At 50.2% G+C, this 25,344-nt stretch carries 17 protein-coding genes and 1 tRNA gene; 12 read left to right on the top strand and 6 right to left on the bottom strand.

Annotated features, from left to right (window positions below; translation table 11 throughout):
- Positions 1-11: 11 nt before the first annotated feature.
- Positions 12-755 (bottom strand): carbohydrate ABC transporter permease, encoded by a 744-nt coding sequence (locus V8F51_RS02760; protein WP_337098522.1) that lies wholly within the window; start codon positions 753-755, stop codon positions 12-14.
- A 145-nt stretch (positions 756-900) separates the two neighbouring features.
- Positions 901-1,851 carry an ABC transporter permease gene (locus V8F51_RS02755; RefSeq protein WP_337098521.1) on the bottom strand — a complete coding sequence of 317 codons (951 nt, stop codon included), beginning with the start codon at positions 1,849-1,851 and terminating at the stop codon, positions 901-903.
- Positions 1,852-2,049: 198 nt separating this feature from the next.
- Here V8F51_RS02755 and V8F51_RS02750 point away from each other — a divergent pair, with 198 nt between their 5' ends.
- Both V8F51_RS02750 and V8F51_RS02745 read left to right on the top strand, forming a co-directional pair.
- Positions 2,050-3,726 carry a histidine kinase gene (locus tag V8F51_RS02750; protein WP_337098520.1) on the top strand — a complete coding sequence of 559 codons (1,677 nt, stop codon included), beginning with the start codon at positions 2,050-2,052 and terminating at the stop codon, positions 3,724-3,726.
- 3 nt (positions 3,727-3,729) lie between these two features.
- Positions 3,730-5,328: a response regulator transcription factor gene (locus V8F51_RS02745; protein ID WP_337098519.1), complete on the top strand. Its 1,599-nt coding sequence runs from the start codon at positions 3,730-3,732 to the stop codon at positions 5,326-5,328.
- 120 nt (positions 5,329-5,448) lie between these two features.
- Here V8F51_RS02745 and V8F51_RS02740 read toward each other — a convergent pair whose 3' ends face one another.
- Positions 5,449-7,986: an adenosylcobalamin-dependent ribonucleoside-diphosphate reductase gene (locus V8F51_RS02740; protein WP_337098518.1), complete on the bottom strand. Its 2,538-nt coding sequence runs from the start codon at positions 7,984-7,986 to the stop codon at positions 5,449-5,451.
- A 281-nt stretch (positions 7,987-8,267) separates the two neighbouring features.
- On the opposite strand from V8F51_RS02740, the gene V8F51_RS02735 reads away from it, so the two are divergent.
- From V8F51_RS02735 to V8F51_RS02725, 3 genes are all read left to right on the top strand, one after another.
- On the top strand, positions 8,268-10,118 hold the full coding sequence (locus V8F51_RS02735; RefSeq protein ID WP_337098517.1) for a DEAD/DEAH box helicase: 1,851 nt from the start codon (positions 8,268-8,270) through the stop codon (positions 10,116-10,118).
- On the top strand, positions 10,115-11,071 hold the full coding sequence (locus V8F51_RS02730; protein WP_337098516.1) for a YqhG family protein: 957 nt from the start codon (positions 10,115-10,117) through the stop codon (positions 11,069-11,071). The genes V8F51_RS02735 and V8F51_RS02730 overlap by 4 nt, the downstream gene beginning before the upstream one ends.
- A 171-nt stretch (positions 11,072-11,242) precedes the next feature.
- A complete protein-coding gene (locus V8F51_RS02725) occupies positions 11,243-12,178 on the top strand; it encodes a hypothetical protein (RefSeq protein ID WP_337098515.1) in 936 nt (311 codons plus the stop codon).
- On the opposite strand, the gene V8F51_RS02720 is transcribed toward V8F51_RS02725, so the two are convergent.
- Positions 12,140-12,379, bottom strand: a complete 240-nt coding sequence (locus V8F51_RS02720; protein WP_337098514.1) for a YqzE family protein — start codon at positions 12,377-12,379, stop codon at positions 12,140-12,142. The genes V8F51_RS02725 and V8F51_RS02720 overlap by 39 nt on opposite strands.
- Positions 12,380-12,613: 234 nt before the next feature.
- Here V8F51_RS02720 and V8F51_RS02715 point away from each other — a divergent pair, with 234 nt between their 5' ends.
- Positions 12,614-13,321, top strand: coding sequence for an N-acetylmuramoyl-L-alanine amidase family protein (locus V8F51_RS02715; protein WP_337098513.1), 708 nt, complete (start codon positions 12,614-12,616; stop codon positions 13,319-13,321).
- Here the strand turns inward: V8F51_RS02715 and V8F51_RS02710 are convergent.
- Positions 13,286-14,119 carry a divergent polysaccharide deacetylase family protein gene (locus V8F51_RS02710; protein ID WP_337098512.1) on the bottom strand — a complete coding sequence of 278 codons (834 nt, stop codon included), beginning with the start codon at positions 14,117-14,119 and terminating at the stop codon, positions 13,286-13,288. The two genes, V8F51_RS02715 and V8F51_RS02710, sit on opposite strands and share 36 nt — an antisense overlap.
- A gap of 135 nt (positions 14,120-14,254) precedes the next feature.
- Between V8F51_RS02710 and V8F51_RS02705 the strand changes: the two genes are divergently transcribed.
- A tRNA-Leu gene (locus V8F51_RS02705) sits at positions 14,255-14,341 on the top strand.
- 136 nt (positions 14,342-14,477) lie between these two features.
- Here the strand turns inward: V8F51_RS02705 and V8F51_RS02700 are convergent.
- Positions 14,478-16,595 carry a catalase gene (locus tag V8F51_RS02700; RefSeq protein WP_337098511.1) on the bottom strand — a complete coding sequence of 706 codons (2,118 nt, stop codon included), beginning with the start codon at positions 16,593-16,595 and terminating at the stop codon, positions 14,478-14,480.
- Positions 16,596-17,024: 429 nt separating this feature from the next.
- Here V8F51_RS02700 and V8F51_RS02695 point away from each other — a divergent pair, with 429 nt between their 5' ends.
- From V8F51_RS02695 to V8F51_RS02675, 5 genes are all read left to right on the top strand, one after another.
- The gene (locus tag V8F51_RS02695; RefSeq protein ID WP_337098510.1) at positions 17,025-18,107 is read left to right on the top strand and encodes a S53 family peptidase; all 1,083 of its coding nucleotides are present in this window, start codon (positions 17,025-17,027) and stop codon (positions 18,105-18,107) included.
- 122 nt (positions 18,108-18,229) lie between these two features.
- Positions 18,230-21,241 (top strand): S-layer homology domain-containing protein, encoded by a 3,012-nt coding sequence (locus tag V8F51_RS02690; protein WP_337098509.1) that lies wholly within the window; start codon positions 18,230-18,232, stop codon positions 21,239-21,241.
- Between the two features lie 533 nt (positions 21,242-21,774).
- Positions 21,775-23,079: a sugar ABC transporter substrate-binding protein gene (locus V8F51_RS02685; protein ID WP_337098508.1), complete on the top strand. Its 1,305-nt coding sequence runs from the start codon at positions 21,775-21,777 to the stop codon at positions 23,077-23,079.
- Positions 23,080-23,166: 87 nt separating this feature from the next.
- The gene (locus V8F51_RS02680) at positions 23,167-24,474 is read left to right on the top strand and encodes a carbohydrate ABC transporter permease (protein ID WP_337098507.1); all 1,308 of its coding nucleotides are present in this window, start codon (positions 23,167-23,169) and stop codon (positions 24,472-24,474) included.
- Positions 24,471-25,304 carry a sugar ABC transporter permease gene (locus tag V8F51_RS02675; RefSeq protein WP_337098506.1) on the top strand — a complete coding sequence of 278 codons (834 nt, stop codon included), beginning with the start codon at positions 24,471-24,473 and terminating at the stop codon, positions 25,302-25,304. The genes V8F51_RS02680 and V8F51_RS02675 overlap by 4 nt, the downstream gene beginning before the upstream one ends.
- Positions 25,305-25,344 lie beyond the last annotated feature (40 nt).

The raw sequence follows: 25,344 nt of genomic DNA, 5'->3' as shown, positions 1-25,344 counted from the left end.
TCAACCGTTCTTTATTCTTTTACAGCTCCAATCACAATGCCTTGTGTGAAAAACTTCTGCAGAACAGGATAAATGAGCAGGATTGGCAGTGCACCGATCATAATCTGTGCCGCTCCTATCGCGCGGCTATTCAGTTTAGCGACCTCTTCTGCGTTGCTTGCGTCAATGATCGGAACCGCTATGATCGACTTTAAGAACGTACTGAGCGGGACATTGTCCGTCTTCATGTAAATAGATCCCGCGAGCCATTCATTCCAATCATTGACGACCATGAACATCCCTACCGTTGCAAGGACGGGGAGCGATAACGGCAAAAACATTCTCGCGAACACCTGCCAATGGTTCGCACCGTCCATGAAAGCAGCTTCCTCCAGTTCCTTAGGCAGCGCTTTGAAAAAATTCATAATTAGAATGAGATAAAATACGTTCACAAGCGCCGGGAGCACTAATGCCCAAATCGAGTCGTATAGCCCGATCTTCGTGACGAGCAAGTAAGTCGGAATCATCCCGCCGTTAAACAGCATGGCGACGATAAAAAATCCGACGAATCCTTTATACCCCGCGATGCCGTCTCTTCCCCCGCCTTTGGACAGAACATACGCGGCCAAGCAGTTGACCATAAGACCGAGCAGCAGACTGAGCACCGTTCGCTGAATCGAGATCCAAAGTGAACCCAGAAGCTTCGGATTCTCTAGCGCGACGACATAAGCGTTAAAATTAAGGCCCTGCGGCCAAAAGGTTACGCTGTTAGACATAATTGCCGCGCTCGAGCTGAGCGAGAGAGAAACCACGTGTACAAGAGGAATAATGCAAAGTAAAGCTAGAATGATCATCAATATGTTATTGAATCGTTGGAATATGCGCTCTGCTGAAGACATTGCTTGCATCATAAATCGCCCCTTAGAATATTCTGTACCCGGCTACCTTGTATGCCATTCGGTATGCACCGATGATTAGAACCAGACCAACAATCGATTTGAACAATCCGATAGCCGTGCCGAAACTGTAATTGCCATCGATCAGGCCAATGCGATAAACGAACGTATCGATGATGTCGCCTTTCTCGTAAACAAGGGTGTTGTACAGGTTGAAGATTTGGTCGAAGCCTGCATTTAAAATTTGACTAAGAGACAAAGCGAGCACTACGGCAATCGTCGGAATGATTGCCGGAATCGTCACGTGAAGCGTTTGCTTCCATTTTCCTGCACCATCAAGTTGAGCAGCTTCGTAAAGCGCCGGGTTGATGCCAGCCAGCGCCGCGAGGAAAATAATTGCGCCGTACCCGAATTCTTTCCAAACTTCGCTTGTAACGACCGTGACCAGAAACCAGTTGTTGTCGCCTAAGAAGAATATCGGCTCGTACCCGAACGCCGCGATCAATTGGTTCACTAAACCGGTCTTGGGATCAAGCAATTCGATAAAAATACCTCCTAGCACGACCCATGATAAAAAATGCGGAAGAAAAACGAAAGTTTGAACCGTATTACGTACGACTTTTTTGCGCACCTCGTTCAATAATAAAGCGAACGTAAGTGTTGCGGTTGTTCCGAAGACTAGCTTCAGCACCGCGATGCGGAGCGTATTCCAAATGACCTGTACGCTATCCGGATATTCAAATAGAAATTTGAATTGATCCATCCCAACCCATTTCGAGCCAGTAATGCCCAAATACGGCTTGTATTCCTGAAACGCCATTACGAGGCCGCCCATAGGGACGTAAGCAAAAACGGCGGTAAGGACGACGGCCGGCAGCAGCATGAGATAAAGCTGCCAGTTGTCTCTTCGTCGTACGATCTTTTTCTTGGGTTCCCTTGTGATTGCTTTTGATGCGGTGTTCATTGCGGTTTCCATAAGAACCTCCTACACATGAAGTCGACTTTCTGCCTTCATTGTAAGACCGCCGCTTTCCTGTCCGATATAGAGAAATCCAAAGATGGATAACGCGATCTTAAGTTCCCCCTGTGATTCAGCCCTTCGGCATTGTAAAAGGGGTTCTGGACGCCTACAATGGGAGCATACCCGAACCTCCCGTAAAGGAATCGATACGTTATGTTCAAACAATATAAAACATTCTACAGTATGCTGCTGCTAACACTGCTCACGACCGTCATCGTTTTGATTATGTATACGTATACCGTCAATACGAGCCTGGATACAGTTAGAGATGATATCCGCAACAACAATTTAAATCGAATCCGTTTCTTGGTGAACAATCTTGATCATAATGTCGAGCAGTTGGACATGCTGGCCACTGCGCTCCAGACGGATTCGAAAGTCGGACTACTGCCTTCTATCGACCTGCTGGACAGCTATGAACAGATTCAACTCGTGCTGGATCTGACGGATAAAATGAAGTTGCAGAGTTTCTCCGAAGGGTGGAATAACCAAATCAGCATCTTTTCCGACCATCTTGGCAGATGGATCGGTACGACGTCTGAACGCTCCGCCCCGCCGACGGAATCGTCTGCGGACACGTGGTCGTTCGATCCCAATCTAGGGAGATTCTCCTCGTACCGAGTGCAACAAGGCTTTACGATTCGAGTCACATTTCCGCAAAACAATTTGCGCGAGATGCTGGACAGAGCCAAAATAGAGAATAACGTTTCGTTTTTCTATCAAACCGGCGGTCCTGTCATTCCAAATCAAGGAGCAGACAAGACGGAAATTGCCGAAGTATTGGACAAGCTAAAGCCTTTCATATCGGGACGCGACGAAGGTAGCGAGGTCGTTACGGTTAAAGGGATTGATTATATGGCGAATTTCATACGATCGGAGAAACTGGGTTTTTTTATGGTTGATTATTTGCCCCTTGACGTTGCACTACAGCCTATCGAGAAGACGAGAACCTTTTTCTACATTGCCTGTGTCATGCTATTCTTGGCCGGTGTCGCCATCGTTTCTTTTTTGTATCGGAAAGTTCAAGTGCCTATTATTACATTGATTAAGAGCGTCCGACTTCTCAAGCGCGGCAATTTTAATCATCGGATTACGCGGATGAGCCGGAACGAATTCGACTTCCTCTACGAAAACTTCAACGATATGGCTGCCCAGATCGAGGATCTGATCGAGAAAGTGTATAAGGAAAAAATCGTTTCGCGAGAAGCCATGGTCAAGCAGCTGCAAGCTCAAATCAATCCGCATTTCTTGTATAATTGCCTTTTCTTTATCAATAACATGACTCGGCTAGGCAATGATGAAGCGGTTACGGCCATGACTCAAAATTTGGCTCAATATTTCAGGTATACGACCCGGCTTAACGAGCCGCTTACAACATTGGAAAAAGAATTAGGCGTTGTCGAGAACTATCTCAACATTCAGTGCCTTCGGATGGAGCGGCTCCGCTATCAAATCGATGTACCGGATACCATGAAGCGGTTATCCGTTCCGAAGCTGCTCCTTCAACCGCTAGTGGAGAATAGCGTCATTCATGGGATCGAGAGGAAAAAACTCGCAGGCTGCATTCGTATAACTGGACGTGAAGGCGATAACCAATACAGTCTGATCATCGAGGATGACGGGAAGGGCATGTCATTGCAAGATATCCAATTATTGCAGCAGCGTATCAAACAACCTCTTGATGATACAATGGGCTGTGCTCTCTGGAACATTGTGCAGCGCATGCATATTCATTTTGATCCATCAGCAAGTATGGAAATCGGCCAAAGCGAGCTCGGAGGCTTGTACGTTACATTGCGTTGGCCGATCCGCGAATATGAGGAGGAATAATCCATGTACCAATTGCTAATCGTCGATGACGAGTCATCTGTCGTTGACAGCTTGGCGCTGACTATTCCATGGGAAGAACACGGCTTCGATGAAGTTCACCGAGCGTACTCGGCAGATGAAGCGCTCCAAATTGCAGCCAAGCACGCCGTCGACGTCATGATCACGGATATCCGAATGCCTGAGATAGACGGCCTGGAGCTAATCGAACGAGTGAAACGTTTCTCTCGCAAAATCCGCTGCATCATATTGTCCGGCCATGACGAATTCGAATACGCCCAGAAGGCGATTCAGTATCAGACGATCAACTACCTTCTCAAGCCAGTCAACGTAGAAGAGCTAGTCAAATCCGTCGGAACCGCTATTCAAGATATCGAACGCGAATGGGCCGAGATCAGCTCCAACCAGCGGATCAAACAAACGCTGCATGCCAACAAACCGCTCCTGCGCAATCAGTTGCTCAACGACTTGCTTCAAAACAAACCGATTTCTGAGGATGTACTGGACGAACGATTAGCCATGTTGGACATCACGCTCCGTTCATCCGACCCGTTCGTCATGATGGTCATTCGCTTAGAGGTGGAGTTTTATGAGTATGATTTACATTCCTTATCGCTACTGGAGTACGCGGTAGGCAATATTGCGGAAGAAGTATACGGAGAGTCCTTCAACTTATGGCACTGTACAACCGATCAGGGCTACTTAGTGTTTCTAGTCAAATGTACGGACATGCAATCGCCCGATTTGATAGATTCCTATGCGATAAAACTTCAGCAGCATGTCCAAAAATATTTAAAATGCTCGATTTCCGTCTGCTTAAGCGGCATTCGCAAGTTCCCCCGTTCTTTGGCGGATCTTTATCACGCTTCTGTTATGGCGTTTACTCGCAATGTCGGAGGAAATAGAAGCTACTTTATAACGATTGATGAAGTAACGGAAAAAATCCCGAATCAGAACCTCGTCACTCTGTTCGAGCCTCCGCTACTTCCGGCATTATTGGAATCGGGAAGCTGGCAAGAATCGATCGCCAAGATCGGCCGAATTCTGTCAATAAATACCCCGAACGACGAGCGTTCGCACGATCAGCTGTTCACAATACTGCTTTACTTGTCGTCTTCGTTCAGTTTGTCATTCTCTGTGAAAGACGGAACGCTCGAAGAACAGCTCGGCGAAGAATTCGATCTTATGCTGCGGAAGAAGAGCTTGCTTTCCAGTCAGAGAATATACGAATGGGCCAAGCGAATCATCGGAGGTCTCAAAGATAAAGCCTCTGGTCAGATCGAAGACTCTCATCAACTAATTGCTTCAAAGGTTCGGAGCTTTATCCAGGGGCATCTAGCGGAAGGTATCGCGTTGCAAACCGTAGCCGAACACGTCGGCCTGCATCCCGTCTACCTGTCTAAGGTCTACAAAACGGTGACTGGCGAGACGATTGGCGATTATCTGTATCGGACCCGTATGGAACGCGCAGCCCATTTGCTTCGAACTACCGATCTTAAAATAAATGAAATAAGCGGTCAACTCGGATTCTTGGCTCCTCCACACTTCATCAAAATCTTCAAAAGACAATATGGCAGCACCCCACAGGAGTTTCGAAACAAATAAAACAAAGAAGCCTAACATTAATGTCAGGCTTCTTTCGTTTGAACAATCTGAATTACGACCAAATGATCGACATTCTAACTACTCCCACAATTAAAATTGTTTACCGTTCTGATTATATATCTAGTTACACTTGCTGTATCCGCACGTACTGCACTGCTTGCATCCCTCGATATTAATAAGCGTTGCTGACCCGCAAGATGGACACAAGTCAATGGATGTCTCTGCTCCACGCTCATCATATGGAGGAGCTTGGGAGGTAGCCAGAGTTAATGGAATTTCTACTGTTGCCGCATACTCCTCAGCGCCCTCCGTATGAATCTCCAACGCCTTTGCCACAGCATCGGCAATCGACTCTACCCGATTCACGCCGAATCCGATTGCCCCCGAGCCTCCAATCCCTTTCAAATGCTTAATAAGCAGCTTCGACTTATTGCCGTGATCGCCGTAACGAAGGAACAGCGAGCAGACGCGACCTAGTGCTTCCGCCATGGCGAATACGTCCGACCCTGCCTTACCAACGTTCAAGAAAATTTCAGCAGGCGATCCGTTCAAGTCGTTGATCGTAATATAGGCCATTCCGAACGGCGTGTTGACCTTATAGGTAGCACCCTTCAACACTTGAGGACGGCGTTTGTATTCTTTATCGAATACTTGCTCCGTTTTATTAGATTGCGGTTCTACTATCCGAGGCTCAACAACTGCTTCCGTAATCGCTGAATCCTCCTTCTTCGTTGACAGCACCTGCACATCGCGGCTACCGTCGCGGTAGATCGTTACGCCTTTGCACCCTAGCTCGAACGCCAGCTCATACAGCCGCGCGGTCTCCTCTACAGTGAAGTCGGCGGGGCAATTCGCAGTCTTCGAGATCGAGCTGTCCACCCAGCGTTGTATCGCAGCCTGTACGCGAATATGATCCTCCGCCGACAAGCTCATCGACGTTACAAAATAATCGGGAAGCTCCTCACCCGGGTGCTCCTCTTTCCACTGCGCGGCAATCGGCACATATTGCTTGTCATGGCCAAGTCGGCTTTGCCGGTAGTATTCGAATGCAAAGTAAGGTTCAATCCCCGTAGAAGTGCCGACCATCGTACCCGTGCTGCCCGTCGGCGCTTGCGTTATAACGGTCACATTTCTCATCCCGTTATTCTTAATCGCTTGCCCGACCTCGGGGAACTGTTCAGTCATGTTGCGCATGAATCCGCTTTGCAGGAACGGCTCTGACTCGAAAGCCTGGAACGATCCCTTCTCTCCGGCAATGTCGGATGATGCCAAATAGGACTCTCTCGCCATAAACCCATACAGCTTATCAAGAAACTGAAGCGATTCTGGACTCCCATAACGAATTCGCAGCTTAATCATCAATTCCGCAAGCCCCATTGTCCCAAGCCCAATACGGCGCTCCAGCTTCTGGTTCTTTTCATTTTCCTCAAAATGATACGGCGTCGTATCGATCACATTATCTAGAAAACGTACCGACCATCGCGTCACCTTCGCTAGCTCATCCCATGCAACATCATCTTTCTCTTCATCATAAAATCTCGACAAATTGATCGCCGACAGGTTGCATACTCCCCATGCAGGAAGCCCTTGTTCCGCGCAAGGATTAGTACTAATAATCGGATTAAAATACCAACTGTTCGACATTTGGTTGTAATACTCCATGAAGACTACGCCGGGCTCTGCAGACTTCCAAGCCGATTCGATGATTGTCTGCCATATATCGCGCGCGCGAACGGTTTTATAATGAATAACCTTCTTGCCCATTCGGCGCCACGCCTCAAGATCGCCACTCCATAGCTCGTCGTAGCCTTCTTCCTTCGTATCCGGAAAAACAAGCTCCCAATCGAGGTCTTCCTTAACCGCATGCATGAACGCATTACTGACGCATACGGACAGATTGGCATTCGTCACCTGCCCCATAGTCTGCTTGACCGTAATGAACTCCATCACATCAGGATGCCAGTCATTGATCATTAGCATTAAGGCTCCCCTTCGGCTTCCGCCCTGCTCGATTAACCCCGTCGTATAACTGAACAAGCCTCCCCAAGAAACTGCCCCGCTGGATGAGCCGTTAACGCCTGCGACGATCGAACGGCGCGGACGGAGCGAGGATAGATTCATGCCGACGCCGCCGCCGCGGGCCATAATTTCCGTCATCTCCGTGAGTGATTTCATAATGCCGCCTCTGCTATCCTTCGGCGATGGGATGACATAACAATTGAATAGAGTCAGCTCCTCGCTCGCGCCAGCCCCTGCCGCAATCCTGCCTCCAGGCACAAGCTTCCAATCGTCTAAAATATATCGAAAACGCTCCTGCCACTCCTTGCGTTTATCTTCTGTCAGCTCTGCCGAAGCCATTGCTTTCGCTAGACGTTCCCACATTTCCTCCGGTGTTCGCTCGATCGTAAGCGACAGCTTCTCGGTTGTCGTATCAACAACATCGCCGCTCCTCAGCCGAACTTTGACATTGCCTCCGCTGCTTGACAACTCCGTAACTTCACCGACCTCTTTGGTTGGAAACTTCGTATCATCCTTCGTCAAGACGAGCACCGTATCGCCGACCTTGACTTGACTGGAATCGGCTTGCTTCCATGCGTAACGATCCAAAAATATTTTCTCGCTAAGTCCCTCGAGTCTCGTTCCCTGCTCTGTACTCATCTCCGTCACAGTCTCCTCTCAAGCTCCATTCGCTTCGTCTTCCCTACGTTCGAATCCAACGATATTCACAATATATTGTGCCTTGACCTTATTATACTATACTATATGTTGATTTATAGTCTTGTTTTCCTCGAATTTCCTACACGAACTCCGCTTACATGACATCTATCTCGCTCAGGCTTGTCCGCACTCTTTTTTATAAGCCATCTTATTAATCTTTGTTGAAAGGGCCATACTAATGACAACTTATGCCTAATCCATGCGGAAGGGAGCTGATCTCCATGTCATTTACGAACCAGCCACAGATTAGTTCAACCGATACGGGAATCTCTTACGTTACGAAAAAGCTTCATCCGCTAGTCGATCTGCAATACGATCGTTCCTGGTTCGATGAGCTTCAGAACCGCATTGCCAAGGGTGGTCCATGGGATGACTGGACACTCTATCAGCTCGCGATGGAAGCAGAGCAAGCGCGTCGAATTGAAAGCTTCGAACAACTGCAGTGCTTGCGCAGCCTACCCGAATTCGAGCCTATGCCTCATCAGATCAGTACCGCGCGCAAAGTGCTGCACGAGATGGGAGGCAGAGCGATTCTCGCCGACGAGGTAGGCCTTGGCAAAACGATCGAAGCAGGCCTCGTGCTCAAAGAATATATGGTTCGCGGGCTTGTGAAGCGCGCGCTCATTCTCGTTCCCGCTTCTCTCGTGCTCCAATGGGTGCGGGAGCTGAATCAGAAGTTCGGCATTTCCGCCGTTGCGCAGAAACGCGAGCATACCTGGGGTTATGACGTCGTCGTTGCCTCGATCGACACCGCCAAGCGCGATCCGCATCGCGAGCTCGTATTGAACACCGACTATGACCTCATCATTATCGACGAGGCGCACAAGCTCAAGAACAAGAAGACGACGAACTACCAATTTGCGAATCTGCTTCGCAAAAAATATTGTCTGCTGCTGACCGCGACGCCTATTCAAAATGATCTCGACGAGCTGTTCAATCTCATCACGCTGCTCAAGCCGGGCCAACTAGGCGGCCAAAGCGACTTCGCAGCCAACTTCGTTGTCGACAAGCGTCTTCCGAAAAACGAGGATCAGCTGCAAGAAGCGTTGTCCGGCGTCATGATCCGCAATCGGCGCGGCGACGGAGGCATTCATTTTACGAAACGGGTCGTACGCAATATCCCGCTCTACTTGTCCGAAGACGAGAAAGCGCTCTACGATGCCGTAACCGGCTTCGTTAAGGAACGCTATAACGAAAGCGGAGGCGATCTGACCAGCATGCTGTCGCTCGTAACTTTGCAGCGTGAAGTATGCAGCAGCCGCGACGCCGTTTTCCTTACGCTTGTTAATTTGTTCAAGAAGACGAGCGAGGATTCGCCGATGCGTCCGAAGATTTGGGAGCTCGTCGAGAAGATCAAGAGCATCAAAGCGAATACGAAAGCCGAGAAGACGCTCGAGCTCGTGAAAGCTATGGACGAGAAGGTCATTATTTTCACGGAGTATCGGGCAACGCAAGAGTATTTGCTGCAGTTCTTCCGCGCGCACAATATGATTGCCGTCCCTTATCGGGGCGGTATGAATCGGGGCAAAAAGGACTGGATGATGGATCTGTTCCGCGGACGCGCTCAGGTGTTGATTGCGACGGAGGCTGGCGGCGAAGGCATCAATCTGCAGTTCTGCCACCACATGATTAACTTCGATCTGCCTTGGAATCCGATGCGCGTCGAGCAGCGAATAGGACGGGTGCATCGTCTTGGTCAGACCGAGGATGTGAAAATTTATAACTTGTGTACCCAAGGAACGATTGAAGAGCATATCGTGGGGTTGCTTCATGAGAAGATCAACCTATTCGAGCTCGTGATCGGCGAGCTGGACCATATTCTAGAGCGTTTCGAGAAAGGCGACGGCTCCATCGAGCAACGGCTGGCTCGTATGCTTCTCGAAGCGGGAAATGATCAAGACTTAAAACGCCAGATGAGCGAGCTGGGCAGTTCGCTTAGTCAAATTCGCGGTGAGGTGCAATCGACGGCAACGGCTGACGAGCCTCTAACTCCTTCACGAACGCAATCGCATTCTCATGAGCTGATTATCCACACGGACAAGCTCGGACAAACGGTGGAGGTGCGCCCATGAACGAGAAACAAGTCCATAAGTTCGTCAACCGGTATTTGGAAGCAACGGAATGCTCGATTTTGGAAAAGTCGCCGTCTCATTTCACCGTCAAGCTGTCCCCTTTTGCAGACCGCGAACTGACGAACCGCCCCTATTATTGGAGCTTCGTAGATCGGTTAGGTACGGAGCCGGAGACGATGACCTATCTGCTCGTTACCGATAAGCAGAAGTATGACGCGATGGAGGCCGACAAAGCAGCAGGCTCCAAGACAGCCGCTGCCCCCGCAGAAACAGAAGAGGATCAAGCGGCGAATGCGGCTTTAAGCCGCTCCCTCGGGTTCGTTCACGGCAGCTTGGCTTCGAATGTTCGCGTGCCGCGCGAGGATCTTTATTTTGGCTCGCGTAAGCTGGAGCAGCTGTTCGATGCGGCCAAGTCCAAGGGCAGCTTCGTTTATCTGTTTCAGGAGATGGACAAAAAAAGTCCGCATCCATACAGCTCTTCTCCTTACACCGCTTGGCTGGCCGTCAATATGCGCGTCGAATTCGCTTGCGATCGCAAGCGCGAGGAGATTCACAGCTTTGGGGTATCGCTAGCCACCGGCTTATGCGTGGAGCAATTCCATGATCGTTTGGTCACTATGAAGCTTACGCCCCGTCTGCCTTCCAACATCCACATTACGCGCAATGGCCTGTCTTACAACAAAGCGATGAGTATCGTAGAAGCCGCGCTGGAACGTAAGCTCAAGAGCTACGATTACGGCTGGGCAGGTGAAGCGTCCGCAAGGCTTGAGGAAGAGCTGGCAAGAATCACAGGCTACTATGAGCCGCTGATCTCGAACGCCCTTGAAGAAACGAAGGCTGCTATCGAGGAGCAATTCGTTCAGCGGCAAGCCGAAATTCGTTGGCAATTCGAGCCGCGCGTGACGGCATCCGCCATTAACTGCGGCATCATCCACCTCGAGGGCATCGATTGACAGAATTATGACCACATTCGCATGGATACGTCAAAAAAAGGCGGTCGGAAGGCCGCCTTCGCCTGACAAGTTGCAACAGTCTTTTTGCTGCCTGCAGCGTACAATTCTAGACATAGGACAGGCTTGTCCCTAATCGAGACAATGCGGAAGGGGGATCATTCCTTGCCACTTTTGAAATGGCGGAAAATTTTAGCTTCAATTGCTTTGATCGGATTGCCGCTTTATTCCTTAGGCAGTCTCACTAATGCGAATTCTATTGTTGGGTCAGAGGAAATTCGTGCTAATGCAGCAGCTGTTCAAGCTACGGTAATATCTGATGAAATTAGCGATCAAGCCCGTATTTTTGCCAATCAAATCGCATCAGAGCCTCAATTCACAAGCTGGAATAATGCGGACTTATCGATTTCCGCACTGGGACCGGGTACGCATAGCTGGCTTGTGCTTGTGAAGAATAATAAGCAAGCCATCCTCGGATATATGGTATTGAATGCTTTGGAAGCGGGAGGTTATCAATTAGGGGAGTATGGCTTAAGCAGTGCGCCTCTATTCGGTGGACAATCTTTCGAGCATTCTATGCTCCAACTAGGACTTAACAAGTCTACAGGCATCGATAAGGTTAGTGCTGAACGCATCTACATTCACCCGTTGCTTGCCGCTTGGAAAATAACGTCCGACAGCAACCCCTATTACACCGATGCTGCGACCGGCGAACAATTGCCCGTTACCGCTGAAGGTTGGGAAACGTCTGCCAAGACCGAACGATCGCAAGCTGCTTTATTCCAAGCCCATACCGAGCATAAGCTTCAAAAATCACATTCGCTCGCTTCATTCGATCCATACGCCAAGCTGTCTTGGCCCACGAATAAGCCGCTGGACATAAATCCAGTCAAATACTCATCCCTGCTTGTCAAAATAAATGGCCAACAACAGCTGCGGTATATCGCCGAGCGGTTCGATGGCCAAATGTTATATGCCTGGTCTGTTGTCGGCTATCACAGCTGGACAAGCGGGCATGCTTATATCGCTTTGGAAGCTGGCGAAGATAGCGGACTGCGCCGCTACATTCCGCTACAGCTCTTGTTGGGGCTTGGCTCTTTTTATAGCTGAGACGCTCTGACGCTCCGCCCTTATTTTCCACCAAATCATCAAGCTTGCCGGTCCCCATCCGAACCAACGTGTCAGCCACGGCTCCCTCAATGCTTTGGCTGACGATTTCGTTTGTTTCCGCTGTTCCTTCGGCGTCTCCATATAGGTCACGAATTGCTCCGTCACAAAAGTTGCTAATTCTTTACCGCCTTTGATAGCCATTGCGATCACTCCTCCAGCCCATTTTGTTCAAATATAAGAAAGTATAAAATCTTTGTTTATACTGTGCTTATTTTTCTCCGCGAAACGTTTGCTTGCGCCGCCAAAAAATGGCGACTGCCGTTTACGCTTGATAATATAAGCTTTCCCCGCCTGCTCCCAACATAAACATGCATGAGTTTTCCTCCGATAAGCCACGATAAGCGTATCACTTTACGCGATGGAGGAATTCCTGTTATGCACCGTTCCCTGCTTATGTGCCTAATCGCCTTATTACTGCTGGCATCCAGTTCTTCGCATTCGGCGGCTGCGATGCCGTTCCAGCCTGTCATATCGAAGTCGGGGTTTGATTGGGCGCTTCCGAATACCGTCGTCATCATCGACGTTGGTCATGGAGGCGTCGACGGAGGCGCTGCTTATGGCGATATGCTGGAAAAAGATATTAACCTCGCTGTAGCCCATAAGCTGTATGCGATCTTGCGGGCGCAAGGCATTGCTGCCGTTATGAACCGTACAAGCGATTATGCGCTTAGCGAAGACAATCGTTGGCATATTAGCCGATCCCGCCATCGCAAAGACTTGTCGCAGCGAAGGCAATTAACCGAAGAAATCGACAGCGAGCTTCTGGTCAGCCTGCATGTCAACTCAACCAAGAACAAGTCCAAGTACGGTCCGCTTGTACTTCATCAGACTAGCGGCGAAAGCGCGCTGCTTGCCTTCTGTATTCAGGATGCGCTTAATAGACAGCAAAACACGAAGTTTTTGCCGCGCGAAGGCACACCCTTCTATTTACTGCGACGCGTTCATCAGCCGTCCGTCATCGTTGAGATGGGCTTCATCAGCTCCGAAAGGGATCGCGCCATGTTAACCGATCCGGTCAAGCAGCAAGAAATCGCCGAAGCAGTCGCTTCAGGGATTCGGCAATATAAATGGATCGCCCGCTGAGCCGCTCACAAGTGCGGAAAGCTTCACGAACTGTACGTCGGATTGCATGAGTGGAATTGAATGTCTCAGCACGGAAGCTGTTTTAAGACCAGATGGGCCGACATGACCGATCGTAATGCCTATCTGATGTGATTCCATATGCTTGCGCAGCAGCAATATTTGCTTTGAAATATGCTGTTCCGTATACACATCGTCTAGAAACACATCATTGGATACGAGTGGTACGCCAAGCTCTCCTGCAATTTTGGGAACAACCGTCTTGTAAGTGGTGCGGCTGTCTAGGAAAAACAAGCCGCGCTCCTTGCAGACGCTAAGGACAATACGCATCATGCGCTCGTCTGCCGTCACCTTCGAGCCCATATGGTTGTTCATGCCGACTGCATACGGCACATCATCGATCGCCGCCTCCACCCGCTTGCGAACCTCTTCGTCGGATAGATCAGTCGTGAGCGCGCCTGGACCCAGCCATTTCTTAAGCCCTTTATTCGGCTCCATCGGCATATGGACGATGACATCATGTCCCATCTTATGCGATTGTTCGGCATCCTGCTTCGTCGTAGGCAGGAACGGCATGATGGCTGTCGTGAACTTCACCGGCAGCTTCATCATTTCTTCCGTGCCTGTCATCCCGTTGCCGAAGTCGTCGATGACGATAGCAACCAACCGTTTTTGCGGATCTGATGTCTCAGAATCCACTCGATGTGCGCTCGCCTGCGTCTGCCCGGAAGCTAATGAACATAATGCTAAAGTGACAATAAGTACAAGTATCCATATACCGTGATTTCGTTGTTTCAACATGACCGTTCCACCATTCTGCTTTTTTATTTCATTGTTTGTGTAAAGGAAGAAAAATATGCTGAATATTATAACTTTAACCAAACAGTTGACGCATGGCTGCACGCCATGCTAACATAAGAAACGTAATTAAGGCATGCGGTCGTGGCGGAATTGGCAGACGCGCTAGATTCAGGTTCTAGTGGTGTAACAGCCGTGGAGGTTCGAGTCCTCTCGACCGCACCAACTTTTATAACCAACAAGCTCGCAATATCGCTCTAGCAGCGTTTGCGGGCTTTTTTATTTCTTTGAAGAAGTAGACAAAAGGGACAAACGCCATTATGGTGATTGTCCCTTTTGTCTGCCTTCCTGCACGTTCAATCTACTTCAACAGTTGCGGTTGCAATACACGATCCCAGTGGCGGTGCTGCGCTATCCCATCAATGAACGATGTGAAGAATGCTGCATCGGCACTCTCTTGACCGGTAAGCAACACGCCTGCCGGCTGCGACCCGTCACTCCCTGCATCTTGTGCCGCGCCAGCGGCAATAAGCAGACGGACACCGTCTCCTACGGCAGCTATCGTCTTATAATGCTGGAACGCTTCACGGACGAAACCTGCCGATGCGATATCGCTTAGCAGCTCATCAGCGCCCTGTGCTCCTCCAGCTACATATACGGCGTCGTACAGGACCGACGCCGCAGTGAGCAGCGATTGCTGCGGCTCGATAAGCGTGCCGTCGTTGCCGCTTACGGGAACGAGCGTTTTGCTCACAATGTCCGCCCTTACTTTCGCCGCGGTCAACGCCTTCAACAGCGCCTGTACCTCTGCCGTGCGGTAGCCTGTTCCAAGCATCACCGCAACCTTGCGTGTAGCAGCAGTCTTCGTCTTTGTCATCATGCTGAGGGCAGGAGAGATTGCTGTTGGCTCCGTCGCAACGCCTTTTGTCGCAGTCGCTCCAATACCTTCTGCTATTTGTTCCGCTAGATCCTCTGCCACATGGCTGAACACATCCACTACACGCTGCCGAATCTGCTTGGAAATAACTTTACCGAGCTCGAAGCGGAAGGCGTTTACGATTTGGTTTTGCTCGACCGGCGACATGCTATGCCAGAACATCGACGCCTGGCTGTAGTGATCCTCAAAGCTGTTGCTTCTTGCTTTGATCTTCCGCCCATCTACCTTCTCCTCGTAATGGCGGTAGCCCCCTTCGCTTGGCGGTACTGGGGCTGGATCATTGTTCGCTAGGCCGTTCTTATGATAGCTCGTCTGTCCCGGATTAATCGTCATCCGGTGCATGCCGTCTCGTTGATTGTTATGTACTGGCGTAATCGGTCGGTTAATCGGGATTTCCGCAAAGTTCGGTCCCCCTAAGCGAAGCAGCTGCGTATCTGTATACGAGAACAGCCGACCTTGCAGTAAGGGATCGTTCGTGAAGTCAATGCCGGGTACGAGATGTCCGACATGGAAGGCAACCTGCTCCGTTTCCGCGAAAAAATTGTCCGTGTTCCGAGTCAGCGTCATTTTGCCAACGATCCGTATAGGGACGATCTCCTCCGGCCATAGCTTCGTCGCGTCCAATATATCGAAGTCGAAGCTGAACTCATCCTCTTCCTTCAGTATTTGAACGCCAAGCTCGAATTCGGGATAGTTGCCCTGCTCGATCGCATTCCACAAGTCGCGGCGGTTGAAGTCCGGATCCTTGCCGGCAATCTTCTGCGTCTCATCCCACACAAGCGAGTGAACGCCAAGCTTCGGCTTCCAATGAAACTTTACGAAGTGAGACTTTCCTTGCTCGTTAACGAATCGGAACGTATGCACGCCGAACCCTTCCATCATACGGAAGCTGCGTGGCAGCGCCCTTCCTGACATAACCCACATAATCATATGGGCGGTCTCCGTATTCATGCCTACGAAATCCCAGAATGTATCATGAGCTGATGAAGCTTGCGGAATCTCATTGGGCGGCTCAGGCTTCACGGCATGAATAAAGTCGGGGAACTTAACCGCGTCCTGAATGAAGAACACCGGCATGTTGTTGCCCACAAGATCATAGTTCCCTTCCTCTGTATAAAATTTCACCGCAAAACCGCGCACATCGCGCACCGTATCGCTTGAGCCGCGAGAACCTGCTACGGTAGAGAAGCGGACGAACAGCGGCGTGCGAAGCGAAGTGTCCGTCAGAAACTTCGCTTTCGTATATTCCGCAAGCGATTCGTACAGCTCGAATTCGCCATGCGCGCCGAACCCTCTAGCATGCACGACACGCTCGGGAATACGCTCATGATCGAAGTGGGTCATTTTCTCCCGGAAATGGAAGTCCTCCATAATGGTCGGACCGCGCGGACCAACCTTCAAGGAATGCTCGTCATCCTCGACTCGCAAGCCTTGGTTCGTCGTTAACGCCTCGCCTTGATCCGTAACGCGATAGGCATTTAATTGCTTCTGCTTGGCGTTGTCCACACTCGGACTTTTCTTGCCATTATCCTTACCCTCCATCTGTGTTAAGCCTCCTCATCAAGATTAATCATAGTATCCACAGCAGATACGATATTTATCCTGTTATTTCCACTTAGAAGGTTTCATCATCCTAGCTTACTTCTTGCGATTCGCTAGCATATTAAGGGAAACTATAAAGTTAATGTTTGATTTTGTAGATGACTAGGTTAGGAATTGAACCCTGCTTGAGAGATTTAGCCTGTGTGCGATTATTTATCTTTACATACAGGGACTAATTACCTATGATTATTTTGTCGGAAATTGTCAACGACCAATTTTTTCAACTCTTATTTACGAAGCTGTTAAATAGAAAGTTTTGGAGACGATCACATGGCGTACGGTAAGCTTGTAAAACGAATGGTTTTTGTACTAACTACGCTATGTATTCTGACCTCGTGTCAAGAAACAAGCATTCAAACGGATTCGCCTATGGCAGAGCCTGAAGAAGCGGCCAAATGGCAATCCGTGAACGATTATTACCGCGTTGCCGATCTGCACTCGCAGGGCTTTACGGGGCGCGGCGTACATGTGGCGATCGTAACGTTCGACACCTTCGAAACGTCGGATATTGAGCTTTTCTCGAAGCAATTCGGATTGCCGAAGCCGATTATTAACGTTATTCCGCTGTTTGGCGGCGCCGTCCATCAAGGTGCAGCGGCCAATGGTCATGTCGAGTCGACGCTGGACATCGACGTGGTGCACGCAGCAGCTCCGGATGCGGTGCTGGATGTGTATTCCGTCCCGCCTGCCGTACCTTTCTCCTACGTTCTTCAGAAGATTTTGGACGACGGACAAGCTCGAATCGTTACCTTCTCATGGGGACGAGCGCCGAACCCGCAGGATGACAAAATAGCCTTTGAAATCATAGAAGAGATGAGCAAACAGGGAATTACCGTATTTGCTTATACGGGCGATAACGGGCCGAGCCAGGAAAACTCGCATTTGCTGTCCCCCTCCTATTTGCCCAATGTCGTTGCGGTTGGAGGAACAATTGTAACCGTCGACCCCGCTTCCAAACGCGTAAACGAAAAGGTCTGGCCGCTTTCGGTAGGCGGCTGGAGCGTCCATTATTCATCGCCTGGCTATCAAAACGCCGCTGCGGCTTCGATGAAAGGGATCGCAGATAGCGGCAAATATCGGATGGTGCCCGATATCGTTGGGCCGTCTATCGTTACGGCAACCGATTCGCCGACTTCGGAGCGAGACGGGCTGCCGATCTTTGTCACCGATCCGAAGACGGGCAAGGGAGAATGGATGCCAGCTATAGGGACAAGCGTGGCTGCCCCGTACATTGCCGGCATATTCGCGAACATCGTCGGCGGATTGAAACAAGGCTTAGGCGATATACATGAACCGCTCTACAAGCTGATGGAACAGCCGGCCTTTAATCCGGTCGGCCCAAGCAGCAACCAAAGCGTTTTTGAAGGAGGTGATGTCTATTCGATGTCAGCAGGTCTCGGAAGTATTAATGCCTATGAAATGGCGGTCGCGTTCGGTCTGCCGTTAAAGTAAGGCGCAGCGCAAGGCTTCATCACATACAGACATTTGGAAGGATGACATCTATGACGAGACGATCAATGAGTAAGGCTCTATGCTTGGTTTTGATTGCATGCTTGCTGTGTGCAGGTTTTCCTTTGAACCAATCCTATGCGGAGGCGGGTCCGGAATCTCCCGTTAGAGAGGTAACTACCTCGGAATGGGGTTCCGTATTGTCCGTGACGGACGGCAATCTAATCGATAACGAAAACGGAACCTATTCCCTTTGGTTAACAAGTTCCAACGTAACGTTTACTTACGAGAATGATACCGAGAATGTGAATAGCGAAGATACCGCCGCTTACCAGAAAGCGGCTTATGGCGCTCAACCGAATATCAATACTTGGAATCCGGGAACGTTCCAAAGCGTGGTGGCCGGCGTAAGTTCGGATGATGGACTCAAACAGGATATTTTCTTTCGTATAAGCGAAGAACAAATAAAGGTTACCGTTCACTTTATGTTAATAGAAACATCGCCTAACGCTTACAATACGGATACGGATGCTACTCTTTGGGGTACCGCAAACGAATTCGACGAAGAGACGTATGTAGGATTCGAGTATTCGAAAGATGTATCTTTCACAAATTCTTCAACAACCGAAGATACAGATACGTCGATAGGTTCCAATTCTACTTTTTTCAGATCGATATCGGAACTGGAACGCGGCACGACTTATTATTACCGCGCTTATGCCGTCGTTGACGACAATTTCATTTATGGAGATACCCAGTCGTTGAAGACTGCAGCTATTGCCTCCCTTGATGTGAAAGCTGCGAATGGAAGCGTGCTGACGAAATCTCCTGCGGCTTTCAGTTACGGCACGACGTCTTACGAGGTGCATGTGCCGCATGACACGACGATCGTGAACGTCGTTGAGACGGTGGATTTAGGGACGGCGCCGGCCATTCAGGACTTATCTTTCGAAGTAGACGGGAACCAAAACTTCGAAGAATGGGTCACGCTGTCCGGCACGAGTCAAGCAGCGACGCATGAGGTCAGCATTACAACGGATTTGACGACTGTCTGCGTAGGCTCACCGGTATTTACAGGGCTGGGTACGCTGGCTGGTGCTTGCGATTCCGATCAGTTCGAAGTTAAGATCATTCGCGATGCTGTGCCTTTCATACAGACCTTGTATGCCTCTTATAATACGGACGTCGATGCCTTTTTAATGGGATCGGCGGCAGGCTACGACCAAGAGACCATTGTTGGATTCGAGTATTCGACGGATGCGAACTTCTCGAATTCCGCAACGACAGAAGACATCGATACTGCAATCGGCTCCCATCCAAGTTTTTATAGACCGATCTCGGAGCTGGAACGCGGTACGACTTACTACTTCCGCGCTTACGCCATCGTTAACGGTACGCCGGTTTACGGAGCTGCCAAAACATTCAAGACGGCGACCATTACCCGCCTTGACGTGAAAGGCGCTAACGGGCAAGTGATTACGAAATCGCCTGCTGCCTTCAACTACAATACGAAGTCTTACGAGGTGCATGTTCCGCATAGCACAACGAGCGTGAGCGTCGTTGAAACGGTAGATTTAGGAACGGCAATTGCCATTCAGGATTTATCGTTTGAAGTAGCCGGAAACCAGGATTTCGAACGCTGGAATGCAGTGTCCGGCACTATCCAAGCCGCGGCTCATCAGGTCAGCATTACAGAGGATTTGACTACCGTCTGCGTTGGCGCTCCGGTATTTACCGGGCTGGGCACACCGGTAGGCGCTTGCGGTTCCGATCAATTCGAGGTCAAAATCATTCGCGATGCCGCGCCGTCCAAGACAAGCACGACAACAACGGAAGCTGTGCTCGTTCTGGAATCCGACCCTAACAAAACGGACCAATCGGCTAAAACAGCCATCACGCAAATCGTTGGTCAAAACCTGACGCTGTCGGCCACGCTAATGACTTCCGACGGAAAGCCATTGGACATTCCTGACATACAGATCGGCGCGGACGGATCGTTCAGTCTGAGCAATGTGCCTCCCGGCGTCTACAAGGTCGCGCTTAGCATCGTGGCTCCTACGGGCGAGAAGCTCGCCGGCCGCAGCGGAACGCTCACTGTGAACAGTGACGGAACCGCTCGGTTAGAAGCCGGACTCATCGATCCGTACGGCATCGTGACGGATGCGGTTACAGGGAAGACAATCGACGGCGCGAAGGTTACGCTGCACTGGACGGACACCGAGCTAAACCGTTCCAAAGGCAGAAAGGCTAGCGACCTCGTAGTACTTCCGATATTGCCGGATTTTGCGCCGAACCAAAACCGCGATCCGCAATCGACCGTAAACGGCGGGCAATACGGCTGGATGGTGTTCCCTGACGGGGACTACTACATTTTGGCCGAAAAAGACGGATACGAAACTTTCGACAGCCGCAACGATACACGCGACGAGCTGCAAGGCGACGACAGCTATATCCAAAACGGCAATATCCATGTCGGCACGTCGATCGTGCAATACGACTTTGTGATGGAACCGAAAGTCGTCGATACCGGCGACCACAAGCCGTATATGCTTGGCTATCCAGACGGCAGCTTCCGTCCGGAGCGCGGTCTTACAAGAGCGGAAACGGCGGCTATCCTTAACCGCTTGTTCGCTGGAGAAATAGACAAGGCGGCGGCTGGCAATCCATTCGCAGATGTCAAGAAATCGCACTGGGCAGCGAACGATATCGCCGTTGCCACTGCGCAGAGGTGGATGGTTGGCTATACGGACGGCAGCTTCCTTCCGGAGCAGCAAGTAACGCGAGCTGAGCTTGCACAAATATTGCTCAATGTGAAGAAGTGGAGCAGCGCGGCGGAAATCACCTTTGCCGATGCGAAGGGACATTGGGCGGAGAAGGCCATTGCTCAGTTATATACGCAAGGTTTGATTGCAGGCTATCCAGACGGTACCTTCCGTCCGAATGAACCGATCAAGCGCGTCGAAGCGGATATCATTTTCAACCAAGTGACCGGCCGCACGCCTTGGAAGGTTCAGGTTGAACCAATATGGACGGACGTCGACTCGAGCTATTGGGGTTTTGACGCGGTAATGGAAGCGTCTGTTCCGCATCCTTATGAGGAGTTCGAGAGCGGACTTGAGAACTGGACGTCAAATTAAACAGCTTTGCAAGCAGCTACTTTGATCTGAAGTTAGTCGATAAACGTTATGCAATGAGTATTGGGCTGGCCTGCAGGTCATATCGACCTTTGGGCTCAGCCCTCTTTTTGTATATATCAAGCATCTTACCCGCAGCCTCAATCCAAGAAACAAAGCAAAATATGCAAGAAACTGAGAAATAGCCATTTTAACCCACCATATCCAAGAGAATGACCTATAATCCTGCCAAATTGAACGAATTTGGATGATAACGGCGTTTGCAAGCGCTTTAATCAGCATTATATAATGATTGCGTGATAGTTAGGACATCAGGAACATGTTATAAGACAATATGAAGGCGATGTTACCTGTTAAGGTACAACCTCGTGCACGTTATGTGTAATCGAGGGTGTGCCTTTTTGTGTTGTCCACCCAAGAGAGGAAGGTGTCCCCGTAAGTATCGCTCCGGCCTACGACAAGCAATGAGTCAACCTACCCTGCCGCCGGATTGATTCGCAAGACCTGTTTGCCAAACCTATCGAAGGGGTGTTCCTATGTTAAAAAGATCAAAATGGTTTTCCCTGGTTGTCAGCATGATGCTCGTCTTCGCTCTCGCCGCATGTAACTCAGCCGGCAACAATGGCAATGAAGGCAATCCCGCTCCTGCCACCAACGCGCCTGCCAATGATACGGCCGAGGAAGGAAGCACCGATGAACTAGTTCCCGAGAAAGGGGCTAAGCTGGTCGTGTGGGAAGCACAGGAGCAGCAAGCTTACATGCAGGAGATCGGCAAAGCGTTCGAGGAGAAATACGGCATTCCCGTATCGGTTGAGGTTGTAGCAGGCGGGGATCAAGGGGCTCGGCTCACGACTGACGGCCCGTCCAAGACAGCCGCCGACGTATTGACGCTGCCGCATGATCAGATCGGACTTGCTGTGAAGGCGGGCCTGCTGTTGCCAAACGAAGTATTCGAGGAAGAGACGCGGGCGAACAACGTGGAAACAGCCATTAAAGCTTCTTCTTACGATAACGTTCTGTACGGTTATCCGAAATCGGTAGAAACGTATGCCATGTTCTACAACAAGGACATCCTGCCCGAGCCTCCAAAAACATGGGATGAGATTCTCTCATTCGCCGAAACGTTCAACGATCCCGCACAAAAGAAATATGCGATTATGTGGGAGTTCGTCGGTTATTACACGTATCCGTTCATCGGCAGCTACGGCGGCTACATGTTCGGCGACAATAATACGAATGCCGACGATATCGGCTTGAACAAAGGCGATGTCGTGCAGGGCTTCGAGTTTCTGCGCAAGTTGAAGTCGATTCTGCCGATGAATGCGGGAGATATAACGTATGACGTCAAAACGCAGCTGTTCCAAGAAGGCAAGCTGGCGCTGAACATCGACGGTCCTTGGTCGGTCGCGGCGTTCAAGGATAAAGTGAATTTGGGTGTCGCTCCGCTGCCGAAATTCCCGAACGGCAACGACTCGATAACGTTCTCCGGTGTCAAGTCGTATTACGTCAATTCGTACACGCCGTATCCGGTCGCTGCGCATCTGTTCGCGAACTTCGCCAGCAGCAAAGAGAACCAACTCAAAAACTACCAGTTGACGGGCGCAATTCCGGCCAACATTGAAGCAGGCGAGGATCCTCTCATTAAAGACGATCCTATCACGAGCGGGTTCTTCCAACAATTCGCTAATTCCGTGCCGATGTCTTCCGTACCTGGCGTAGACCTTGTATGGGAAGCACTGAAGGCTACCTTCATCGCACTATGGGACGATACGAGTCTTGATATTAAGACGACGCTCGACAACATGGTCCAAACGATTAAGGACGGTATGAGCGCAAGGTAACGAGCATTCAAAAACGGCCCATTCGCCCGCTCCTGCAAGAGGAGCGGACGAGGGGCCGTATCCTGCGAGAAAAGAGGCTGCTGCCCCATGACCAACCGACGCGCGGGCGCGATATTATCGGCCCTGCTGATAGGCTCTGGCCAGCTCTACAACAGGCAATGGCTGAAAGGCTTATTGTTTGCGGCTTTAGGCCTGACGAGCATTTACTTCTTCATCTTCGAGCTATTCGACCTTCTCCGAGGTTTGATTACGCTTGGTGATCGTCCGAGCGGCTTCATGAAAGTCGGAAAAATGACGCGCCTCGTTGAAGGCGATCATTCAATCTTCATGCTGATTAAAGGGCTTGTCGCCTTAATTGCGGCTTTGCTCATTCTTTGCTACTACGTATTGAACATTCGCGACGCTTATCTCGTCGGCAAGCACCGGGACAACGGCGGCAAGCCGAACCGCTTCACGGAATCGCTGGCATTGCTCGGACAGAAGCATTTTGCTTATCTGGTGCTGCTTCCCCCGTTTATTGCCATTGCCTTCTTGACCGTTCTGCCGCTTATCTTCTCGATTCTGCTCGCCTTCACGAATTACGCGGATCCAATCCTGCCGCCAGCGAATCTCGTCGACTGGGTCGGGTTCGATAATTTTATGAAAATGATCAATATGAAGGTATGGAGCAAAACGTTCATTGGCGTGCTCCAATGGACAATCGTATGGGCAATCCTCGCTACGTTCACGACCTATCTTGGCGGCATCATCGTTGCGGTGCTTATCCACCAGCCGGGCGTGAAGTTCAAGAAGTTTTGGCGGACGGCGCTTATCATTCCGTTCGCTATTCCGAACATGATCTCTCTGCTCGTTATGCGCAATATGTTCAACAATCAATTTGGTCCTGTGAATGATTATTTGCGAGCGATTGGACTGAATGGCCTCCCTTGGCTGACCGATCCGTTCATGGCGAAAGTAACCGTCGTACTCGTCAATATGTGGATGGGTATCCCGATCACAATGATATTGGCGTTCGGCGTTCTGACTACTATTCCGCGCGATCTGTACGAGGCCGCGGATGCTGACGGCGCAGGTTCGCTGCAGAAGTTCCGCTACATTACGATGCCGATGGTGCTGTTCGCTACCGCTCCGGTGCTCATCATGAATTTTGCGGGCAATATTAACAACTTCAACGTCATCTACTTGCTCACGGGCGGCGATCCCGTTAACGTCGGGTATCAATTCGCTGGCCATACCGATTTGCTCGTTACGTGGCTATATAAGCTGGCGCTTAACCAGTCGCAATTCAGCTTTGCGTCCGTTATCGGCATTTTCATCTTTATGTTCATCGCCTCCTTCTCCATCTGGAGTTATACGCGGACGCGATCCTACAAAGAGGAGGATATGATCCATTGAGACTCTCATCGGCCAAATGGAAACTAGGCGCTACCTACCTCCTATTAACGATACTTACGGTCATCAGTATTTATCCGGCATTATGGATTTTGTTATCCTCGCTGAAGACTGGCAACAGTCTGTACAGCGAGTCATTCATCCCTAACGAAATGACGCTCCAGCATTATTACGATTTGTTCGAAAAAACGAAATACGGCACTTGGTTTCTTAATACGCTTAAGGTCGCCGTCTTCTCGACCATGATTGGAACATTTCTTCTGCTCATCACCTCTTACGCCATCTCCCGCTTCCGGTTCGCCGGTCGCAAGACGACGCTTAAAGTATTTCTTGTGCTGCAGATGTTTCCCGGCTTCATGGCGATGATCGCGATCTTCGTCTTATTGAATTCCATCGGCTTGCTTGACTCCCATTGGGCGCTCATTCTCGTCTACAGTACAGGCGCGATCATTACGAACGTTTTCGTGGCCAAAGGTTTTTTCGATACGATTCCGAAGAGCCTTGAGGATGCGGCCCGCATCGACGGCGCAAGCCATCTGAGAGTGTTCATGAGCATCATTGTTCCTTTATCAACACCTATGCTGACCTATGCCAGCCTCATGATCTTCAATGGCTCCTTCGTCGACTTCATATTCGCTGATCTCATCCTCCGCACGGAGGAACAGCGTACGCTTGCTGTCGGGCTCTATCGTATGGTGAGCCAACGCAACTCGACGGAGTTCACGATGTTCGCTGCCGGCGCCGTTCTTGTCGCCGTGCCCGTGACGATGCTGTTCCTGTTCCTTCAGCGCTTCTTGATTGAAGGCTTGACAGCAGGCGCTTCGAAAGGCTAAATATGAGCGGAAAAAGGAGGTGCCCCTAAAGCATATAGCT

The organism is Paenibacillus sp. YIM B09110, assembly GCF_037167145.1.
In the GTDB taxonomy this organism is placed as follows: domain Bacteria; phylum Bacillota; class Bacilli; order Paenibacillales; family Paenibacillaceae; genus Pristimantibacillus.
This window is presented reverse-complemented; position numbering and strand designations above follow the sequence as displayed.

Bases quoted from the DNA above. Each gene is read 5' to 3' on its own strand.
- V8F51_RS02735 (WP_337098517.1), top strand. From the start codon at position 8,268: ATGTCATTTACGAACCAGCCACAGATTAGTTCAACCGATACGGGAATC.
- V8F51_RS02745 (WP_337098519.1), top strand. From the start codon at position 3,730: ATGTACCAATTGCTAATCGTCGATGACGAGTCATCTGTCGTTGACAGC.
- V8F51_RS02760 (WP_337098522.1), bottom strand. From the start codon at position 755: ATGTCTAACAGCGTAACCTTTTGGCCGCAGGGCCTTAATTTTAACGCT.
- V8F51_RS02710 (WP_337098512.1), bottom strand. From the start codon at position 14,119: ATGTTGAAACAACGAAATCACGGTATATGGATACTTGTACTTATTGTC.
- V8F51_RS02750 (WP_337098520.1), top strand. From the start codon at position 2,050: ATGTTCAAACAATATAAAACATTCTACAGTATGCTGCTGCTAACACTG.
- V8F51_RS02680 (WP_337098507.1), top strand. From the start codon at position 23,167: ATGACCAACCGACGCGCGGGCGCGATATTATCGGCCCTGCTGATAGGC.
- V8F51_RS02700 (WP_337098511.1), bottom strand. From the start codon at position 16,595: ATGGAGGGTAAGGATAATGGCAAGAAAAGTCCGAGTGTGGACAACGCC.
- V8F51_RS02755 (WP_337098521.1), bottom strand. From the start codon at position 1,851: ATGGAAACCGCAATGAACACCGCATCAAAAGCAATCACAAGGGAACCC.
- V8F51_RS02715 (WP_337098513.1), top strand. From the start codon at position 12,614: ATGCACCGTTCCCTGCTTATGTGCCTAATCGCCTTATTACTGCTGGCA.
- V8F51_RS02730 (WP_337098516.1), top strand. From the start codon at position 10,115: ATGAACGAGAAACAAGTCCATAAGTTCGTCAACCGGTATTTGGAAGCA.
- V8F51_RS02720 (WP_337098514.1), bottom strand. From the start codon at position 12,379: ATGGCTATCAAAGGCGGTAAAGAATTAGCAACTTTTGTGACGGAGCAA.
- V8F51_RS02740 (WP_337098518.1), bottom strand. From the start codon at position 7,986: ATGAGTACAGAGCAGGGAACGAGACTCGAGGGACTTAGCGAGAAAATA.
- V8F51_RS02685 (WP_337098508.1), top strand. From the start codon at position 21,775: ATGTTAAAAAGATCAAAATGGTTTTCCCTGGTTGTCAGCATGATGCTC.
- V8F51_RS02695 (WP_337098510.1), top strand. From the start codon at position 17,025: ATGGCAGAGCCTGAAGAAGCGGCCAAATGGCAATCCGTGAACGATTAT.